The following is a 15,138-nucleotide window of genomic DNA, read 5'->3' as shown; positions in this document are numbered from 1 at the left end:
GCGGTGCGTCCGAACGCGCCGCCACCCCGATGGAGGAAAGCGAATGCGTTTCGACAAGTTCACCGCCAAGCTGCAGAACGCCGTGGCCGACGCTCAGTCCCTGGCCGTGGGGCGAGGCCACAACCAGCTCGAGCCCGGCCACTTGTTGCTGGCGCTGCTGGATACGCGTGATGCCGGCCTCAAGGCGCTCATTCAGAAGGCCGGCGGCGATGCCGCGCGTCTGCGCGACACCCTGGTGGGTCATTTGGACGATCTGCCCCAGGTCGGCCAGTTCACCGGTGAGGTGCAGCCATCGCGCGACCTGATCAAGCTGTTCAACCTCACCGACCGTGAAGCGCAGAAACGGGGCGACCAGTACATCGCCAGCGAGCTTGTGCTGCTTGCCGCTCTTGAGATGGGCCATGCGGTGACCAAGCTGCTGACCCAGGCCGGCGTGACTCGCAAGGCATTGGAGAGCGCTATCGACAGCGTACGTGGCGGCGAACGGGTCGACGACCCCAACGCCGAGGAGCAGCGTGAGGCGCTGGAGAAGTACACCCTCGACCTGACCGAGCGTGCCGCCGACGGCAAGCTCGACCCGGTGATCGGTCGCGACGACGAGATTCGCCGTACCATCCAGGTGCTGCAGCGACGCACCAAGAACAACCCGGTGCTGATCGGCGAGCCCGGCGTGGGCAAGACGGCCATCGTCGAGGGCCTGGCCCAGCGCATCGTCAACGGCGAGGTGCCGGAGGGGCTCAAGGACAAGCGTGTCCTGTCGCTCGACATGGGTTCGCTGCTGGCCGGTGCCAAGTTCCGCGGTGAGTTCGAGGAGCGCCTGAAATCGGTGCTCAAGGAACTGGCCCAGGAGGAAGGCCGGGTGATCCTGTTCATCGACGAACTGCATACCATGGTCGGCGCCGGCAAGGCCGAGGGCGCCATGGACGCAGGCAACATGCTCAAGCCGGCGCTGGCGCGTGGCGAGCTGCACTGCGTGGGCGCCACCACCCTCGACGAGTATCGCAAGTACATCGAGAAGGATGCCGCACTCGAGCGGCGCTTCCAGAAGGTTCTGGTCGACGAGCCCTCCGAGGAGGACACCGTGGCGATCCTGCGCGGCCTCAAGGAGCGCTACGAGGTACACCACAAGGTCGATATCACCGACGGTGCCATCATCGCCGCGGCCAAGCTCTCGACCCGTTACATCACCGATCGTCAGTTGCCCGACAAGGCCATCGACCTGATCGACGAGGCCTCCTCGCGCATTCGCATGGAACTGGACTCCAAGCCCGAGGAGATGGATCGCCTCGACCGACGACTGATCCAGCTCAAGATGGAGCGCGAGCACCTCAAGAAGGAGACCGACGAGGCGTCGAAGAAGCGCCTCGAGAGCCTCCAGGAGCAGATCGACGATCTGGAGCGCGAATACGCCGACCTCGACGAGATCTGGAAGGCCGAGAAAGCCAGCATCCAGGGCGCGGCGCAGTTCAAGGACGAGCTGGAACGTGCCCGCATCGATCTGGAGCAGGCGCGTCGCCAGGGTGATCTCGGCCGCATGTCGGAGCTGCAGTACGGCGTGATCCCGGAACTGGAGAAGAAAATCGCCGAGTCGAGCGAAACCGAGGCCGACACGTCGCGGCACAAGCTGCTTCGCTCCAATGTCACCGAGGAGGAGATCGCCGAGGTGGTGTCGCGCTGGACCGGCATCCCGGTGGCCAAGATGCTCGAAGGCGAACGCGACAAGTTGCTGCGCATGGAAGAAGCGCTGCACCAGCGCGTCATCGGCCAGGAGGAGGCGGTCACCGCGGTGGCCAATGCCGTGCGCCGCTCGCGTGCCGGCCTTGCCGACCCCAACCGGCCCAACGGCTCGTTCCTGTTCCTCGGTCCGACCGGGGTGGGCAAGACCGAGCTGTGCAAGGCGCTGGCGAGCTTCCTGTTCGATACCGAGGAGGCGATGGTGCGTATCGACATGTCGGAGTTCATGGAGAAGCACTCCGTGGCGCGGCTGATCGGTGCGCCTCCCGGCTACGTGGGCTACGAGGAGGGTGGTTACCTGACCGAGGCGGTGCGGCGCAAGCCCTACTCGGTGCTGCTGCTCGACGAGGTGGAAAAGGCCCACCCTGACGTCTTCAACATCCTGCTGCAGGTGCTGGAAGACGGTCGTCTAACCGACGGCCAGGGGCGCACCGTCGACTTCCGCAACACCGTGATCGTAATGACCTCCAACATGGGCTCGGACATCATCCAGCGCATGGGCGGGGCCGACGAGCAGTACGACGAGATGAAGAGCGCCGTCATGGACGTGGTGGGCATGCATTTCCGCCCCGAGCTGATCAACCGCATCGACGAAGTGGTGGTATTCCATGCTCTGCGTCAGGCGCAGATCGAGGCCATCGCCGGCATCCAGCTCGACCGCCTGCGCGCTCGCCTGGCCGAGCACGGCATGCAGCTCGAGGTCAGCGACGAGGCCATGGCCCAGCTCGCCCTGGCGGGCTTCGATCCGGTATTCGGCGCTCGACCACTCAAGCGGGCGATCCAGAGCCGAATCGAGAACCCGCTGGCTCAGGATCTGCTGGCCGGCCGGTTCGTTCCCGGGGACGTCATCCGAGTCGAAGTAGAGGACGATAAGCTGGTGTTTCACGACTGATACACAACGTTACGCGTTAGGCCGCTACAGCCGCCGGCGAGCGTCCTACACTGCTTTATAGGTTGCGTCCTGTAACCCCCTTGCCCGCCCGCATATTGCCGGCGGGCTTTTTTACGCTATCGACATGCACGCAGTCGCGCCACGGTTGACACTGCCGCTAGGCTGTTGGAATCTTGAGCGTTCCTGATTTGCGGGCACGGATAACCGAGGGTGACCCCCCATTCCCGTGCGAAGGGTAGGCCAACGGGCCTCTACCCGCCGAAGGATTCCGGAACCGGCCAACCGCCGGATCCGGCCAACGCCCCGACGCGGCGATCCGCCGTGATGAGAGTGCAGGCCCCAACCGGGCCAGTAGGATGCGTACCGGCAAGGTCGCATCCAATGCCAGGGTTTGGCATCAGGTGCCGGCAAGGCCGGCAGCGGCGTACCGCCGCACTCGACCCCGTGCCCATTCTGGGCGCGGATCGCACTCGAGACCTCCAGGGGAGATACACAAGTGGAACTGCTTTCCGGCGCGGACATGATCGCCCGATTCCTGCAGGATGAAGGCGTCGAGTATATCTATGGTTATCCCGGCGGTGCGGCGCTGCATATCTACGATGCGCTGTTTCGCCAAGACAAGGTCAAGCACATCCTGGTGCGCCACGAACAGGCGGCGACCCATGCCGCCGACGGCTACGCCCGAGCTGCCGGCAAGCCCGGCGTGGTCCTTGTCACCTCCGGCCCCGGCGCCACCAACGCCGTTACCGGTATTGCCACCGCCTACATGGATTCGATTCCCATGGTGGTGCTGTGCGGTCAGGTGATGAGCCACCTGATCGGCGATGACGCCTTCCAGGAGACCGACATCATCGGCGTGACTCGCCCGATCGTGAAGCACAGCTTCTCGATCAAGCATCCGACCGAGATTCCAGAAGTTTTGAAAAAGGCCTTCTACCTGGCCGCGACGGGGCGCCCCGGACCGGTAGTGGTGGATATTCCCAAGGACATGACCGCGCCCACCGAGCGCTACGAGTACGTCTACCCGAAGAAGGTCAAGATGCGCTCCTACAATCCGGTGGCGCGGGGGCATACCGGCCAGATCAAGAAGGCCGTGGAGATGATGCTCAAGGCCAAGCGGCCGGTCTTCTATACCGGTGGCGGGGTGGTCACCGGCCGTGCCTGCGAGGGCCTGACCGACCTGGTCAAGCGGCTTGGTTATCCCATCACCACTACGCTGATGGGCATCGGCTCCTATCCGCAGAGCGATCGCCAGTGCCTGGGTTGGTTGGGCATGCACGGCTCCTACGAATCCAACATGGCCATGCACCACGCCGATCTGATCATCGCCATCGGTGCGCGTTTCGACGACCGCGTGACCAACAACACCTCCAAGTTCTGTCCTACGGCCAAGATCATCCATGTCGACATCGACCCCAGTTCGGTGTCCAAGACGGTGCGTGCCGACGTGCCGATCGTGGGGCCGGCGGCCAGCGTCATCGATGAAATGATCAGTCTGGTACAGGGCAAGGAGATCGCTCATCCCGAGGCGCTGACCGAGTGGTGGCAGAAGATCGATGGCTGGCGCGAGGAGCGCCGCGGCAAGCTCTACGAGCCGTCGAAGCCGGGCGAGCAGCTCAAGCCGCAGGAGGTTATCGAGGCGCTGTGCGAAGTGACGCGCGGCGAGGCGTATGTGACCACCGATGTGGGCCAGCACCAGATGTTCGCTGCCCAGTACTACAAGTTCGACAAGCCCAACCGTTTCATTACTTCGGGCGGGCTCGGCACCATGGGCTTCGGTTTTCCGGCCGCAATGGGCATCAAGCAGAACTTCCCCGAGGAGCAGGTGATCTGCGTCACGGGTGAGGGCAGCTTCCAGATGATGATGCAGGAGCTCTCGACCTGTAAGCAGTTCGGTGGCGGGGTGAAGATAATCAACCTCAACAACGCGTCGCTGGGCATGGTGCGCCAGTGGCAGGACCTCAACTACAAGTCGCGCCATGCGCACTCCTACATGGAATCGCTGCCCGACTTCGCCAAGCTGATCGAGGCGTATGGCTTCACCGCACTGCGGGTGGAGACGATGGACGAGCTGCGCCCGGCGCTGGAACGCACCTTCGCCGACAAGCACGAGCTGGTGTTCGTGGATGTCATCGTCGATCCGCGCGAGCACGTTTATCCGATGCAGGTGCCCCTGGGCTCCATGCGTGACATGCTGCTTTCCAAGACGGAGCGGACCTGATGCGCCATATCATCTCGATTCTCATGGAAAACGAACCGGGCGCACTGTCTCGCGTGGTAGGGCTGTTCTCGCAGCGCAACTTCAACATCGAGACGCTCAACGTGGCGCCCACCGAGGACCCGTCGCTGTCGCGGCTGACCGTGACCACCGTCGGCGACGACCGCGTAATCGAACAGATCACCAAGCACCTCAACAAGCTGATCGACGTGATCAAGCTGGTCGACCTCACCGAGGGCAACCACATCGAGCGCGAACTGATGCTGGTGAAGGTCAAGGCGCTGGGAGCAGCGCGTGACGAGGTGAAGCGGACGGTGGATATCTTTCGTGCGCAGATCGTCGACGTGACGCCGAGCCTCTACACCGTGCAGATTACCGGGGATGCTTCCAAGCTCGATGCCTTCCTGCAGGCCATGGGGCCGGTGGGGATCCTCGAGGTGGCGCGGACCGGCGTATCCGGCATCGCCCGGGGAGACAAGGTTCTCAGTCTCTGATTCTGTTGCCTGCGTATCGACAAGCCGCCTTTCGGGGCGGCTTTTTCGTGGGCTCCGACCTAACGCTCCTTGACCTCATCCCACAGCGCCTGAATCAGCGGGCTCTTCAACTGCCGATTGAGCACGCACAGGCCGACATCGTAGTGGGGGAGTTCGGGTTTCACCGGCAGCACGCGCACCCGTTCGGCGAGCGGGCTGTTGTCGAGCACGATCTTCGGCACCACGCCGATACCGAAGCCCAGCCCCACCATGCTGACGATCGCCTCGTGACCGGCTACCTGGGCATAGATGGTCGGTGCCACGCCCAGTGCCCGGAACCAGGTGTCGGCATACTCTCGTGACAGCCCCGCTTCCGAGAGAATCATCGGCACGGCTCGCCACTGCTCGGCGGAAGGGGAGGTGGGCGTGGTCGGGGTCCATGATGTCTGTTCTACCGGAGCAATGAATACCAGCGGCGAGCGGGTCAGCGACTTGAAGGCTAGTCCCGCCGGTGCACTGCGAGGCCGTGGCGTGATCGCCATATCCTCTTCGCCGGCCAGTACCCGGTTCATGGCCTCAGCCGGATCGCCGGTATGCAGCTTGAGTTCGATGCGCGGATGACGCAGGCGGAAATCGCTGAGCAGGTCGTAGAGAAAGCTGTAACTCGCCGTGACCGAGCAGTAGATGCTGATCTCACCGGCGAGCTCACCGGCTTGGTTGCTCAAGGTATGGCGCAGCATCTCCCACTGGGTCAGCGCCTCGCGGGCATAGGCTTGAAAGGCCAGGCCTTGGCGAGTCAGGCTGACGTGGCGATTGTCGCGCACGAACAATGGCGCATCGAGGCTCTGCTCGAGTTGACGAATAGTGCGCGAGAGCGTCGAGGGGCTCACATGGCACAGCTCGCTGGCACGGCCGAAGTGCAGCGTATCGGCCAGGGTGAGAAACTGCTTGAGAGGGCGCATGTCCATGCCTGGATTATTGCATAATTCGGCACGTAACGTTGCAAATATAGCGTTTTACGCAACGTGACTCTGGCGTTAAGGTGGATCCATCGAATGAGCCGAATCCCAGTGCCGCGTTAGACGGCGCGGGTGGCCATCAACGCTGACATTGATTTCACCGACTTCATACCAGGAGCATCACCATGCGCGTCTATTACGACAAGGACTGCGACCTCTCCCTCATCCAGGGCAAGAAGGTCACCATCGTGGGCTACGGCTCTCAGGGCCACGCCCACGCCAACAATCTCAAGGAATCCGGCGTCGACGTTACCGTCGCGCTGCGTTCGGGCTCTTCATCCGCGGCCAAGGCCGAGGGGGCCGGCCTCAAGGTCGCTTCCGTCGAAGAGGCATGCAAGAGTGCCGATGTCGTAATGATCCTGGCGCCGGACGAAAACCAGAAGGCGATCTACGAAAACCAGATCGAGCCGAACCTCAGGGAAGGCGCCACTTTGGCGTTCGCCCACGGCTTCAACATTCACTACAACCAGATCGAGCCGCGTCGCGATCTCGACGTGATCATGGTCGCCCCCAAGGCGCCGGGGCATACCGTGCGCTCCGAATTCGTCAAGGGCGGCGGCATTCCCGACCTGATCGCCATCCATCAGGACGCTTCCGGCAAGGCCAAGGAACTTGCGCTCTCCTATGCCGCAGCCATCGGCGGCGGTCGTAGCGGCATCATCGAGACCACCTTCAAGGACGAGACCGAGACCGACCTGTTCGGTGAACAGGCCGTGCTGTGTGGCGGTGCGGTAGAACTGGTCAAGGCCGGCTTCGAAACGCTGACCGAGGCTGGTTACGCGCCGGAGATGGCCTACTTCGAGTGTTTGCATGAGCTCAAGTTGATCGTCGATCTGATGTACGAGGGCGGCATCGCCAATATGAACTACTCCATCTCCAACAATGCGGAGTATGGCGAGTACGTGACTGGCCCCGAGGTGATCAACGAGCAGTCTCGCCAAGCCATGCGCAATGCACTCAAGCGCATCCAGACCGGTGAATACGCCAAGATGTTCATTCAGGAAGGCAACACCAACTACCCTTCGATGACCGCGCGTCGCCGCCTGAATGCCGAACACGACATCGAGCAGGTGGGCGCCAAGCTGCGTGGCATGATGCCGTGGATTGCTGCCAACCAACTGGTCGACAAGACCAAGAACTGAATCATCTGATCGTCTTGATCATGCAGGGGCGCGGATTTCCGCGCCCTTGTCGTATCTGGCTGATAGCCGCTTCGCTTTTCGCCTCGGCAGCACCGTGTAGAATGAAGGCAACACCTTCGAGTGTCCCCATTCTGGCAACGGATGAGACGAATGAGTCAGGATTCCCGTAATACCGAGCACGACGACATCCATTGTGGTGGCGCCCACGCAGATCCCGCCGCCGGCAAGGACCAGCGTTCAGACGAGGAGGATCTGGCGGCTGCCTTCGTGCGCGAGACGGAGGTGGTAGAGGAGTCGATCGAGGACGGCAAGAAAGTCCGGCGCCGGGGTATCTACCTATTGCCCAACCTGTTTACCACGTCCGCCCTGTTTGCCGGTTTCTTCTCGGTGGTGGCTGGTATCAATGGCGATTTTACCGCGGCTGCGGTGGCGATCTTCATCGCCATGGTGCTCGACGGCCTGGACGGACGCGTGGCGCGGCTGACCAATACCCAGAGCGCTTTCGGTGCCGAATACGACAGCCTCTCCGACATGCTCTCCTTCGGCGTGGCGCCAGCGTTGGTGGCGTTTACCTGGATTCTTCAAGATATTGGCAAGACCGGTTGGGTCGTGGCCTTTCTCTACGTCGCTTGCGCTGCACTGCGCCTGGCACGCTTCAATGTGCAAATAGGTAGCGTCGACAAGAAATGGTTCATCGGGTTGCCCAGTCCCTCTGCAGCGGCTTTCGTGGCGGCAAGCGTATGGACGTTTCACAGCTTCGACGCCGACGCCGTCGGTTTCAAGTTGCTGATGCTATTGGTAGTGGCCGCGGCGGGTGTACTGATGGTCAGCAATATCCGTTACTACAGCTTCAAGGACATCGATCTCAAGGGGCCGGTGCCCTTCGTGGTGCTGCTCGCCATCGTGCTCGGCTTCGTGGTGATCTCGGTGGAGCCGTCGGTGATGCTGCTGCTGCTATTCGGCACATACGTAGCTTCTGGGCCGACGCTGGCCATCATGCGCAAGATGCGTCACGCCCCCCCCGGAAGCTAAGTGTATTCGCGCCGAACCAACGCCCGCCTCGAGCGGGCGTTGTCATCTTCGTTCCTCGCTTTTCTATCCACAGGCCCCGCCATGCGGGCCTGTGGAGAACGCCTGGGAATAGCTTGGCTGTCATCGGCCCGACACGACCTCGTCACGCGCCTGAAACTTTTTTACAAACGGCCCTTGCAGGGGCGCGGGGAAAACCGTAAAGTACGCATCCGCTGCCGGCAACGAGCAACGTTGCCAGCGGTGGAGAGAGTGGTAAGTGGCTGTCACGCTTTGGGTTTTTCGAATCGCTTCGCAAAATTCCCGCTTGACGCCCACGGCGGATTCGGTAGAATGCGCCCACTCATGAGAGGCCTCGCTGAGGGCTCTCACGACCCCTGCGACGCAGGGCTTCACGGTCAGGTTCACCTCGGTGACGACCATGAAGCGAGTTGACAAGTTCGGTCGAATCGGTAGAATACGCCTTCCTCGCAGGGCGCTGGCGAGGCCCCACGGTCCTTGGATCGAACGGCCACGGCAGCAAGCGAGACGCTCCACTCTTCATGTTGTGTTTTGAAGAGGGTTTGGAGCCGCTCTTTAACAATCGATCAGGTAATTCATGTGGGCGCTTGTCGACGAGGTGGTGAGAAGTCACACCATATCGAGGCAAGCGACTCGTCGAAGGCCTTCGGGTCTTTTTGAGAAGCTTTGACCTTGAGCCAAGTTTGGTTCGCTTTTGTCCTTTTCTTCGGGAAGGGATGAGTAAGAACCGCAATGATTTGAAACTGAAGAGTTTGATCATGGCTCAGATTGAACGCTGGCGGCAGGCCTAACACATGCAAGTCGAGCGGCAGCACGGGAAGCTTGCTTCCTGGTGGCGAGCGGCGGACGGGTGAGTAATGCATAGGAATCTGCCCGGTAGTGGGGGATAACCTGGGGAAACCCAGGCTAATACCGCATACGTCCTACGGGAGAAAGCAGGGGACCTTCGGGCCTTGCGCTATCGGATGAGCCTATGTCGGATTAGCTGGTTGGTGAGGTAATGGCTCACCAAGGCGACGATCCGTAGCTGGTCTGAGAGGATGATCAGCCACATCGGGACTGAGACACGGCCCGAACTCCTACGGGAGGCAGCAGTGGGGAATATTGGACAATGGGCGCAAGCCTGATCCAGCCATGCCGCGTGTGTGAAGAAGGCCCTCGGGTTGTAAAGCACTTTCAGTGGGGAAGAAAGCCTTCCGGCCAATACCCGGGAGGAAGGACATCACCCACAGAAGAAGCACCGGCTAACTCCGTGCCAGCAGCCGCGGTAATACGGAGGGTGCGAGCGTTAATCGGAATTACTGGGCGTAAAGCGCGCGTAGGTGGCTTGATAAGCCGGTTGTGAAAGCCCCGGGCTCAACCTGGGAACGGCATCCGGAACTGTCAGGCTAGAGTGCAGGAGAGGAAGGTAGAATTCCCGGTGTAGCGGTGAAATGCGTAGAGATCGGGAGGAATACCAGTGGCGAAGGCGGCCTTCTGGACTGACACTGACACTGAGGTGCGAAAGCGTGGGTAGCAAACAGGATTAGATACCCTGGTAGTCCACGCCGTAAACGATGTCGACTAGCCGTTGGGTCCTTCGCGGACTTTGTGGCGCAGTTAACGCGATAAGTCGACCGCCTGGGGAGTACGGCCGCAAGGTTAAAACTCAAATGAATTGACGGGGGCCCGCACAAGCGGTGGAGCATGTGGTTTAATTCGATGCAACGCGAAGAACCTTACCTACCCTTGACATCCTCGGAATCTGCCGGAGACGGCGGAGTGCCTTCGGGAACCGAGTGACAGGTGCTGCATGGCTGTCGTCAGCTCGTGTTGTGAAATGTTGGGTTAAGTCCCGTAACGAGCGCAACCCTTGTCCCTATTTGCCAGCGATTCGGTCGGGAACTCTAGGGAGACTGCCGGTGACAAACCGGAGGAAGGTGGGGACGACGTCAAGTCATCATGGCCCTTACGGGTAGGGCTACACACGTGCTACAATGGTCGGTACAAAGGGTTGCGAGCTCGCGAGGGCAAGCTAATCCCAGAAAGCCGGTCTCAGTCCGGATCGGAGTCTGCAACTCGACTCCGTGAAGTCGGAATCGCTAGTAATCGTGAATCAGAATGTCACGGTGAATACGTTCCCGGGCCTTGTACACACCGCCCGTCACACCATGGGAGTGGACTGCACCAGAAGTGGTTAGCCTAACCTTCGGGAGGGCGATCACCACGGTGTGGTTCATGACTGGGGTGAAGTCGTAACAAGGTAGCCGTAGGGGAACCTGCGGCTGGATCACCTCCTTAAACGACGTATCACGCCTCGCGGCAAGTGCCCACAATGAATTACCTGATCGGCCAGAGCAAAGACTGTTTGGGTATGGACCCAGCGCGACCAATGGGTCTGTAGCTCAGTTGGTTAGAGCGCACCCCTGATAAGGGTGAGGTCGGCAGTTCAAATCTGCCCAGACCCACCATTCTCGAGCTTCGGCCGGGTCTGTCGCTCAGTTGGTGAGAGCGCACCCCCGGAAGTTCTGTCATAGAGAAGGGTGAGGTCGCCGGGTTTATTTCAAATCTGCCCAGACCCACCAAATTTGCGTGATACGTTGTTGAAAGTCTCACACAAATTACTTTCGGGGCCATAGCTCAGCTGGGAGAGCGCCTGCCTTGCACGCAGGAGGTCAGCGGTTCGATCCCGCTTGGCTCCACCAAACTTCCTGATGCGTCGTTGAAAGGCTCCTCGCATAGCGAACTATGCGTCGTCACCTTTCGCCTAGCCTCAGATCGTTTGGCTTCGCCACTTCCCCACAGTCTACCCTGATCGGATCTGCAGTCATAAGCCATCGTCGCACCGTGCGATGTCGGGTTTATGACTGTCGATTGACAGTCTGCTCTTTAACAATGTGAATCATGCTGACACGTTTTCTCCGCAAGGAGAAAGCAAAAGTGATACGTCTCAAGCGTATCCGGCAATTGTCGTACGTAATCGCGGACCAGACCCTTTCGGGTTATATGGTCAAGCGATTAAGCGCATACGGTGGATGCCTTGGCAGCCAGAGGCGATGAAGGACGTTGTAGCCTGCGATAAGGCTCGGTGAGGTGGCAAACAACCTGTGACCCGGGCATTTCCGAATGGGGAAACCCACCCAGCACAAGCTGGGTATCCCACACTGAATCCATAGGTGTTGGGAGGCGAACCGGGGGAACTGAAACATCTAAGTACCCCGAGGAAAAGAAATCAACCGAGATTCCCCCAGTAGCGGCGAGCGAACGGGGACTAGCCCTTAAGCATGTGACTGGTTAGGCGAACGAGCTGGGAAGCTCGACCATAGCGGGTGATAGTCCCGTAGCCGAAAACCTGAGCATGTGAAATCGAGTAGGTCGGGGCACGTGAAACCTTGACTGAACATGGGGGGACCATCCTCCAAGGCTAAATACTCCTGGCTGACCGATAGTGAACCAGTACCGTGAGGGAAAGGCGAAAAGAACCCCGGCGAGGGGAGTGAAATAGATCCTGAAACCGTATGCGTACAAGCAGTGGGAGCATGCAAGTCATGTGACCGCGTACCTTTTGTATAATGGGTCAGCGACTTATTTTCAGTGGCGAGCTTAACCGAATAGGGGAGGCGTAGCGAAAGCGAGTCTTAACTGGGCGACCAGTCGCTGGAAATAGACCCGAAACCGGGCGATCTATCCATGAGCAGGTTGAAGGTTGAGTAACATCAACTGGAGGACCGAACCAGGATCTGTTGAAAAAGATTTGGATGACTTGTGGATCGGAGTGAAAGGCTAATCAAGCCCGGAGATAGCTGGTTCTCCTCGAAAGCTATTTAGGTAGCGCCTCACGTATCACCACCGGGGGTAGAGCACTGTTTCGGCTAGGGGGCCATCCCGGCTTACCAACCCGAGGCAAACTCCGAATACCGGTGAGTGCAAGCGTGGGAGACACACGGCGGGTGCTAACGTCCGTCGTGAAAAGGGAAACAACCCAGACCGTCAGCTAAGGTCCCGAAATCCTGGTTAAGTGGGAAACGATGTGGGAAGGCTCAGACAGCTAGGAGGTTGGCTTAGAAGCAGCCATCCTTTAAAGAAAGCGTAATAGCTCACTAGTCGAGTCGGCCTGCGCGGAAGATGTAACGGGGCTAAACCAGGTACCGAAGCTACGGGCTTGCCGAATGGCAAGCGGTAGAGGAGCGTCGTGTAAGCCGATGAAGGTGGATTGAGAAGTCTGCTGGAGGTATCACGAGTGCGAATGCTGACATGAGTAACGACAAGGGGAGTGAAAAACTCCCCCGCCGGAAGACCAAGGGTTTCTGTTCGACGCTAATCGGAGCAGAGTGAGTCGGCCCCTAAGGCGAGGCCGAAAGGCGTAGTCGATGGGAAACGGGTCAATATTCCCGTACCTCACTGTATTGCGATGGGGGGACGAAGAAGGCTAGGTGAGCCAGGCGTTGGTTGTCCTGGTGAAAGCCCGTAGGCTGGGGATTCAGGCAAATCCGGATCCCCAAGGCCGAGAGGCGAGACGAACTGACCACGGTCAGGAAGTCATCGATGCCACGCTTCCAGGAAAAGCCTCTAAGCTTCAGATACAGTGGGACCGTACCCCAAACCGACACAGGTGGTCAGGTAGAGAATACCAAGGCGCTTGAGAGAACTCGGGTGAAGGAACTAGGCAAAATGGTGCCGTAACTTCGGGAGAAGGCACGCCGGCGTAGGGTGAAGGCACTTGCTGCTGGAGCTCGAACCGGTCGAAGATACCAGGTGGCTGCAACTGTTTATTAAAAACACAGCACTCTGCAAACGCGCAAGCGGACGTATAGGGTGTGACGCCTGCCCGGTGCCGGAAGGTTAAGTGATGGTGTTAGCCCTCGGGCGAAGCTCTTGATCGAAGCCCCGGTAAACGGCGGCCGTAACTATAACGGTCCTAAGGTAGCGAAATTCCTTGTCGGGTAAGTTCCGACCTGCACGAATGGCGTAATGATGGCCACGCTGTCTCCACCCGAGACTCAGTGAAATTGAAATCGCAGTGAAGATGCTGTGTACCCGCGGCTAGACGGAAAGACCCCGTGAACCTTTACTATAGCTTCACACTGGACGCTGATGTTGCTTGTGTAGGATAGCTGGGAGGCTAGGAACCCCGGACGCCAGTTCGGGTGGAGCCAACCTTGAAATACCAGCCTGGCATCATTGGCGTTCTAACTCAGGTCCGTGATCCGGATCGAGGACAGTGTGTGGTGGGTAGTTTGACTGGGGCGGTCTCCTCCCAAAGAGTAACGGAGGAGCACGAAGGTACCCTCAGCACGGTCGGAAATCGTGCATTGAGTGCAAGAGCATAAGGGTGCTTGACTGCGAGACAGACACGTCGAGCAGGTACGAAAGTAGGTTCTAGTGATCCGGTGGTTCTGTATGGAAGGGCCATCGCTCAACGGATAAAAGGTACTCCGGGGATAACAGGCTGATACCGCCCAAGAGTTCACATCGACGGCGGTGTTTGGCACCTCGATGTCGGCTCATCACATCCTGGGGCTGAAGTCGGTCCCAAGGGTATGGCTGTTCGCCATTTAAAGTGGTACGCGAGCTGGGTTTAGAACGTCGTGAGACAGTTCGGTCCCTATCTGCCGTGGGCGTTGGATGTTTGAGAAGAGCTGCTCCTAGTACGAGAGGACCGGAGTGGACGCACCTCTGGTGTTCCGGTTGTCACGCCAGTGGCATTGCCGGGTAGCTACGTGCGGACGGGATAACCGCTGAAGGCATCTAAGCGGGAAGCCCCCTTCAAGATGAGACATCCCCGAGGCCTCGAGCCTCCTGAAGGGCCCAGCGAGACCAGCTGGTTGATAGGCCGGGTGTGGAAGCGCTGCAAGGCGTTGAGCTAACCGGTACTAATGGCCCGTGAGGCTTGACCATATAACCCCAAGGGGTCTGCGCATTGCGCACACGATTGACGGATACGCAGGCACGGCGAGCGCCGTGTCGAGACGATCACGCCAGCATGATTCCAACCGTTTTCGCCTGACGACCATAGCGAGTGGGAACCACCTGATCCCATGCCGAACTCAGCAGTGAAACCGCTCAGCGCCGATGGTAGTGTGGGGCCTCCCCATGCGAGAGTAGGTCATCGTCAGGCATCTATTCAGAAACCCAGCTTCGAAAGAGGCTGGGTTTCGCCGTTTCAGAGCCTCCCATGGAGCGTAGCGGAGCGCCGCCCGCCGGATGGCCGGCCCGAACATCGTCAGGCATCACTCCCAAAACCCCGAGTTCGAAAGAGCTCGGGGTTTTTCTTTGCCTCGAGGTCAGGCCGGGACAGGAGTCGTTACTCAAGTCGCGCTGCATGCGAATAGGCCTTACAAAGGCGAACAGCCCCACACAGCAACGAGTGGCGGGGGTGCCAGGTTACGAGTAGCGTAGAACCACAGAAACCCTCGAGCCAAGAGCAGAGTGAATGCAATCAAGAAAATATCTGATAGCTGCATGGCTGGCTGCCGTGAGCACGGGGCTGATGGGCTGCGACAATACGGGCCCCGGCGACAGGACTGAGCGTAATATCGACGAGGCGATGAAGGGCGTGGAAGAACGCATTGAAGAGGTCAGCGAAGAGATCGAAGAGGACGCTGAAGAGGAGGGGCAATGATGGTGTTCC

General features: G+C 59.8%; 7 protein-coding genes, 3 tRNA genes and 3 rRNA genes. 12 read left to right on the top strand and 1 reads right to left on the bottom strand.

Annotation, left to right across the window (positions count from 1 at the left end):
* Window positions 1–43 precede the first annotated feature (43 nt).
* From clpB to ilvN, 3 genes are all read left to right on the top strand, one after another.
* Window positions 44–2,626 carry an ATP-dependent chaperone ClpB gene (gene clpB / locus ACRWQA_RS19485; RefSeq protein WP_446326214.1) on the top strand — a complete coding sequence of 861 codons (2,583 nt, stop codon included), beginning with the start codon at window positions 44–46 and terminating at the stop codon, window positions 2,624–2,626.
* A gap of 496 nt (window positions 2,627–3,122) precedes the next feature.
* Window positions 3,123–4,847: an acetolactate synthase 3 large subunit gene (locus ACRWQA_RS19480; RefSeq protein ID WP_434232646.1), complete on the top strand. Its 1,725-nt coding sequence runs from the start codon at window positions 3,123–3,125 to the stop codon at window positions 4,845–4,847.
* Window positions 4,847–5,338, top strand: coding sequence for an acetolactate synthase small subunit (gene ilvN / locus ACRWQA_RS19475; protein ID WP_104205163.1), 492 nt, complete (start codon window positions 4,847–4,849; stop codon window positions 5,336–5,338). The genes ACRWQA_RS19480 and ilvN overlap by 1 nt, the downstream gene beginning before the upstream one ends.
* A 59-nt stretch (window positions 5,339–5,397) precedes the next feature.
* Here ilvN and ilvY read toward each other — a convergent pair whose 3' ends face one another.
* Window positions 5,398–6,285: an HTH-type transcriptional activator IlvY gene (gene ilvY / locus ACRWQA_RS19470; protein ID WP_434232649.1), complete on the bottom strand. Its 888-nt coding sequence runs from the start codon at window positions 6,283–6,285 to the stop codon at window positions 5,398–5,400.
* 176 nt (window positions 6,286–6,461) lie between these two features.
* Here ilvY and ilvC point away from each other — a divergent pair, with 176 nt between their 5' ends.
* The 9 genes from ilvC to ACRWQA_RS19425 all read left to right on the top strand — a co-directional run bounded on the left by ilvC (window position 6,462) and on the right by ACRWQA_RS19425 (window position 15,129).
* On the top strand, window positions 6,462–7,478 hold the full coding sequence (gene ilvC, locus ACRWQA_RS19465; RefSeq protein ID WP_434232651.1) for a ketol-acid reductoisomerase: 1,017 nt from the start codon (window positions 6,462–6,464) through the stop codon (window positions 7,476–7,478).
* A 150-nt stretch (window positions 7,479–7,628) separates the two neighbouring features.
* Window positions 7,629–8,510: a CDP-diacylglycerol--serine O-phosphatidyltransferase gene (gene pssA / locus ACRWQA_RS19460; protein WP_434232654.1), complete on the top strand. Its 882-nt coding sequence runs from the start codon at window positions 7,629–7,631 to the stop codon at window positions 8,508–8,510.
* Window positions 8,511–9,268: 758 nt separating this feature from the next.
* A 16S ribosomal RNA gene (locus ACRWQA_RS19455) occupies window positions 9,269–10,808 on the top strand.
* A 93-nt stretch (window positions 10,809–10,901) separates the two neighbouring features.
* Window positions 10,902–10,978: transfer RNA gene (locus ACRWQA_RS19450), tRNA-Ile, on the top strand.
* 16 nt (window positions 10,979–10,994) lie between these two features.
* Window positions 10,995–11,092 (top strand) — tRNA-OTHER (locus tag ACRWQA_RS19445).
* A 44-nt stretch (window positions 11,093–11,136) separates the two neighbouring features.
* A tRNA-Ala gene (locus ACRWQA_RS19440) sits at window positions 11,137–11,212 on the top strand.
* A gap of 303 nt (window positions 11,213–11,515) precedes the next feature.
* Window positions 11,516–14,405, top strand: a 23S ribosomal RNA gene (locus tag ACRWQA_RS19435).
* Between the two features lie 104 nt (window positions 14,406–14,509).
* Window positions 14,510–14,625, top strand: a 5S ribosomal RNA gene (gene rrf, locus ACRWQA_RS19430).
* Together the 16S, 23S and 5S rRNA genes with 3 tRNA genes alongside form the textbook arrangement of a ribosomal RNA operon.
* A 315-nt stretch (window positions 14,626–14,940) precedes the next feature.
* The gene (locus ACRWQA_RS19425; RefSeq protein ID WP_263582281.1) at window positions 14,941–15,129 is read left to right on the top strand and encodes a hypothetical protein; all 189 of its coding nucleotides are present in this window, start codon (window positions 14,941–14,943) and stop codon (window positions 15,127–15,129) included.
* Window positions 15,130–15,138: the final 9 nt, after the last annotated feature.

It is taken from the genome of Billgrantia sp. C5P2, assembly GCF_051062895.2.
This window is presented reverse-complemented; position numbering and strand designations above follow the sequence as displayed.

What these genes read in the sequence shown, in the direction of transcription:
- clpB (WP_446326214.1), top strand. Translation starts at nt 44, where the DNA reads ATGCGTTTCGACAAGTTCACCGCCAAGCTGCAGAACGCCGTGGCCGAC.
- ilvN (WP_104205163.1), top strand. Translation starts at nt 4,847, where the DNA reads ATGCGCCATATCATCTCGATTCTCATGGAAAACGAACCGGGCGCACTG.
- ilvY (WP_434232649.1), bottom strand. Translation starts at nt 6,285, where the DNA reads ATGGACATGCGCCCTCTCAAGCAGTTTCTCACCCTGGCCGATACGCTG.
- ilvC (WP_434232651.1), top strand. Translation starts at nt 6,462, where the DNA reads ATGCGCGTCTATTACGACAAGGACTGCGACCTCTCCCTCATCCAGGGC.
- pssA (WP_434232654.1), top strand. Translation starts at nt 7,629, where the DNA reads ATGAGTCAGGATTCCCGTAATACCGAGCACGACGACATCCATTGTGGT.
- ACRWQA_RS19425 (WP_263582281.1), top strand. Translation starts at nt 14,941, where the DNA reads ATGCAATCAAGAAAATATCTGATAGCTGCATGGCTGGCTGCCGTGAGC.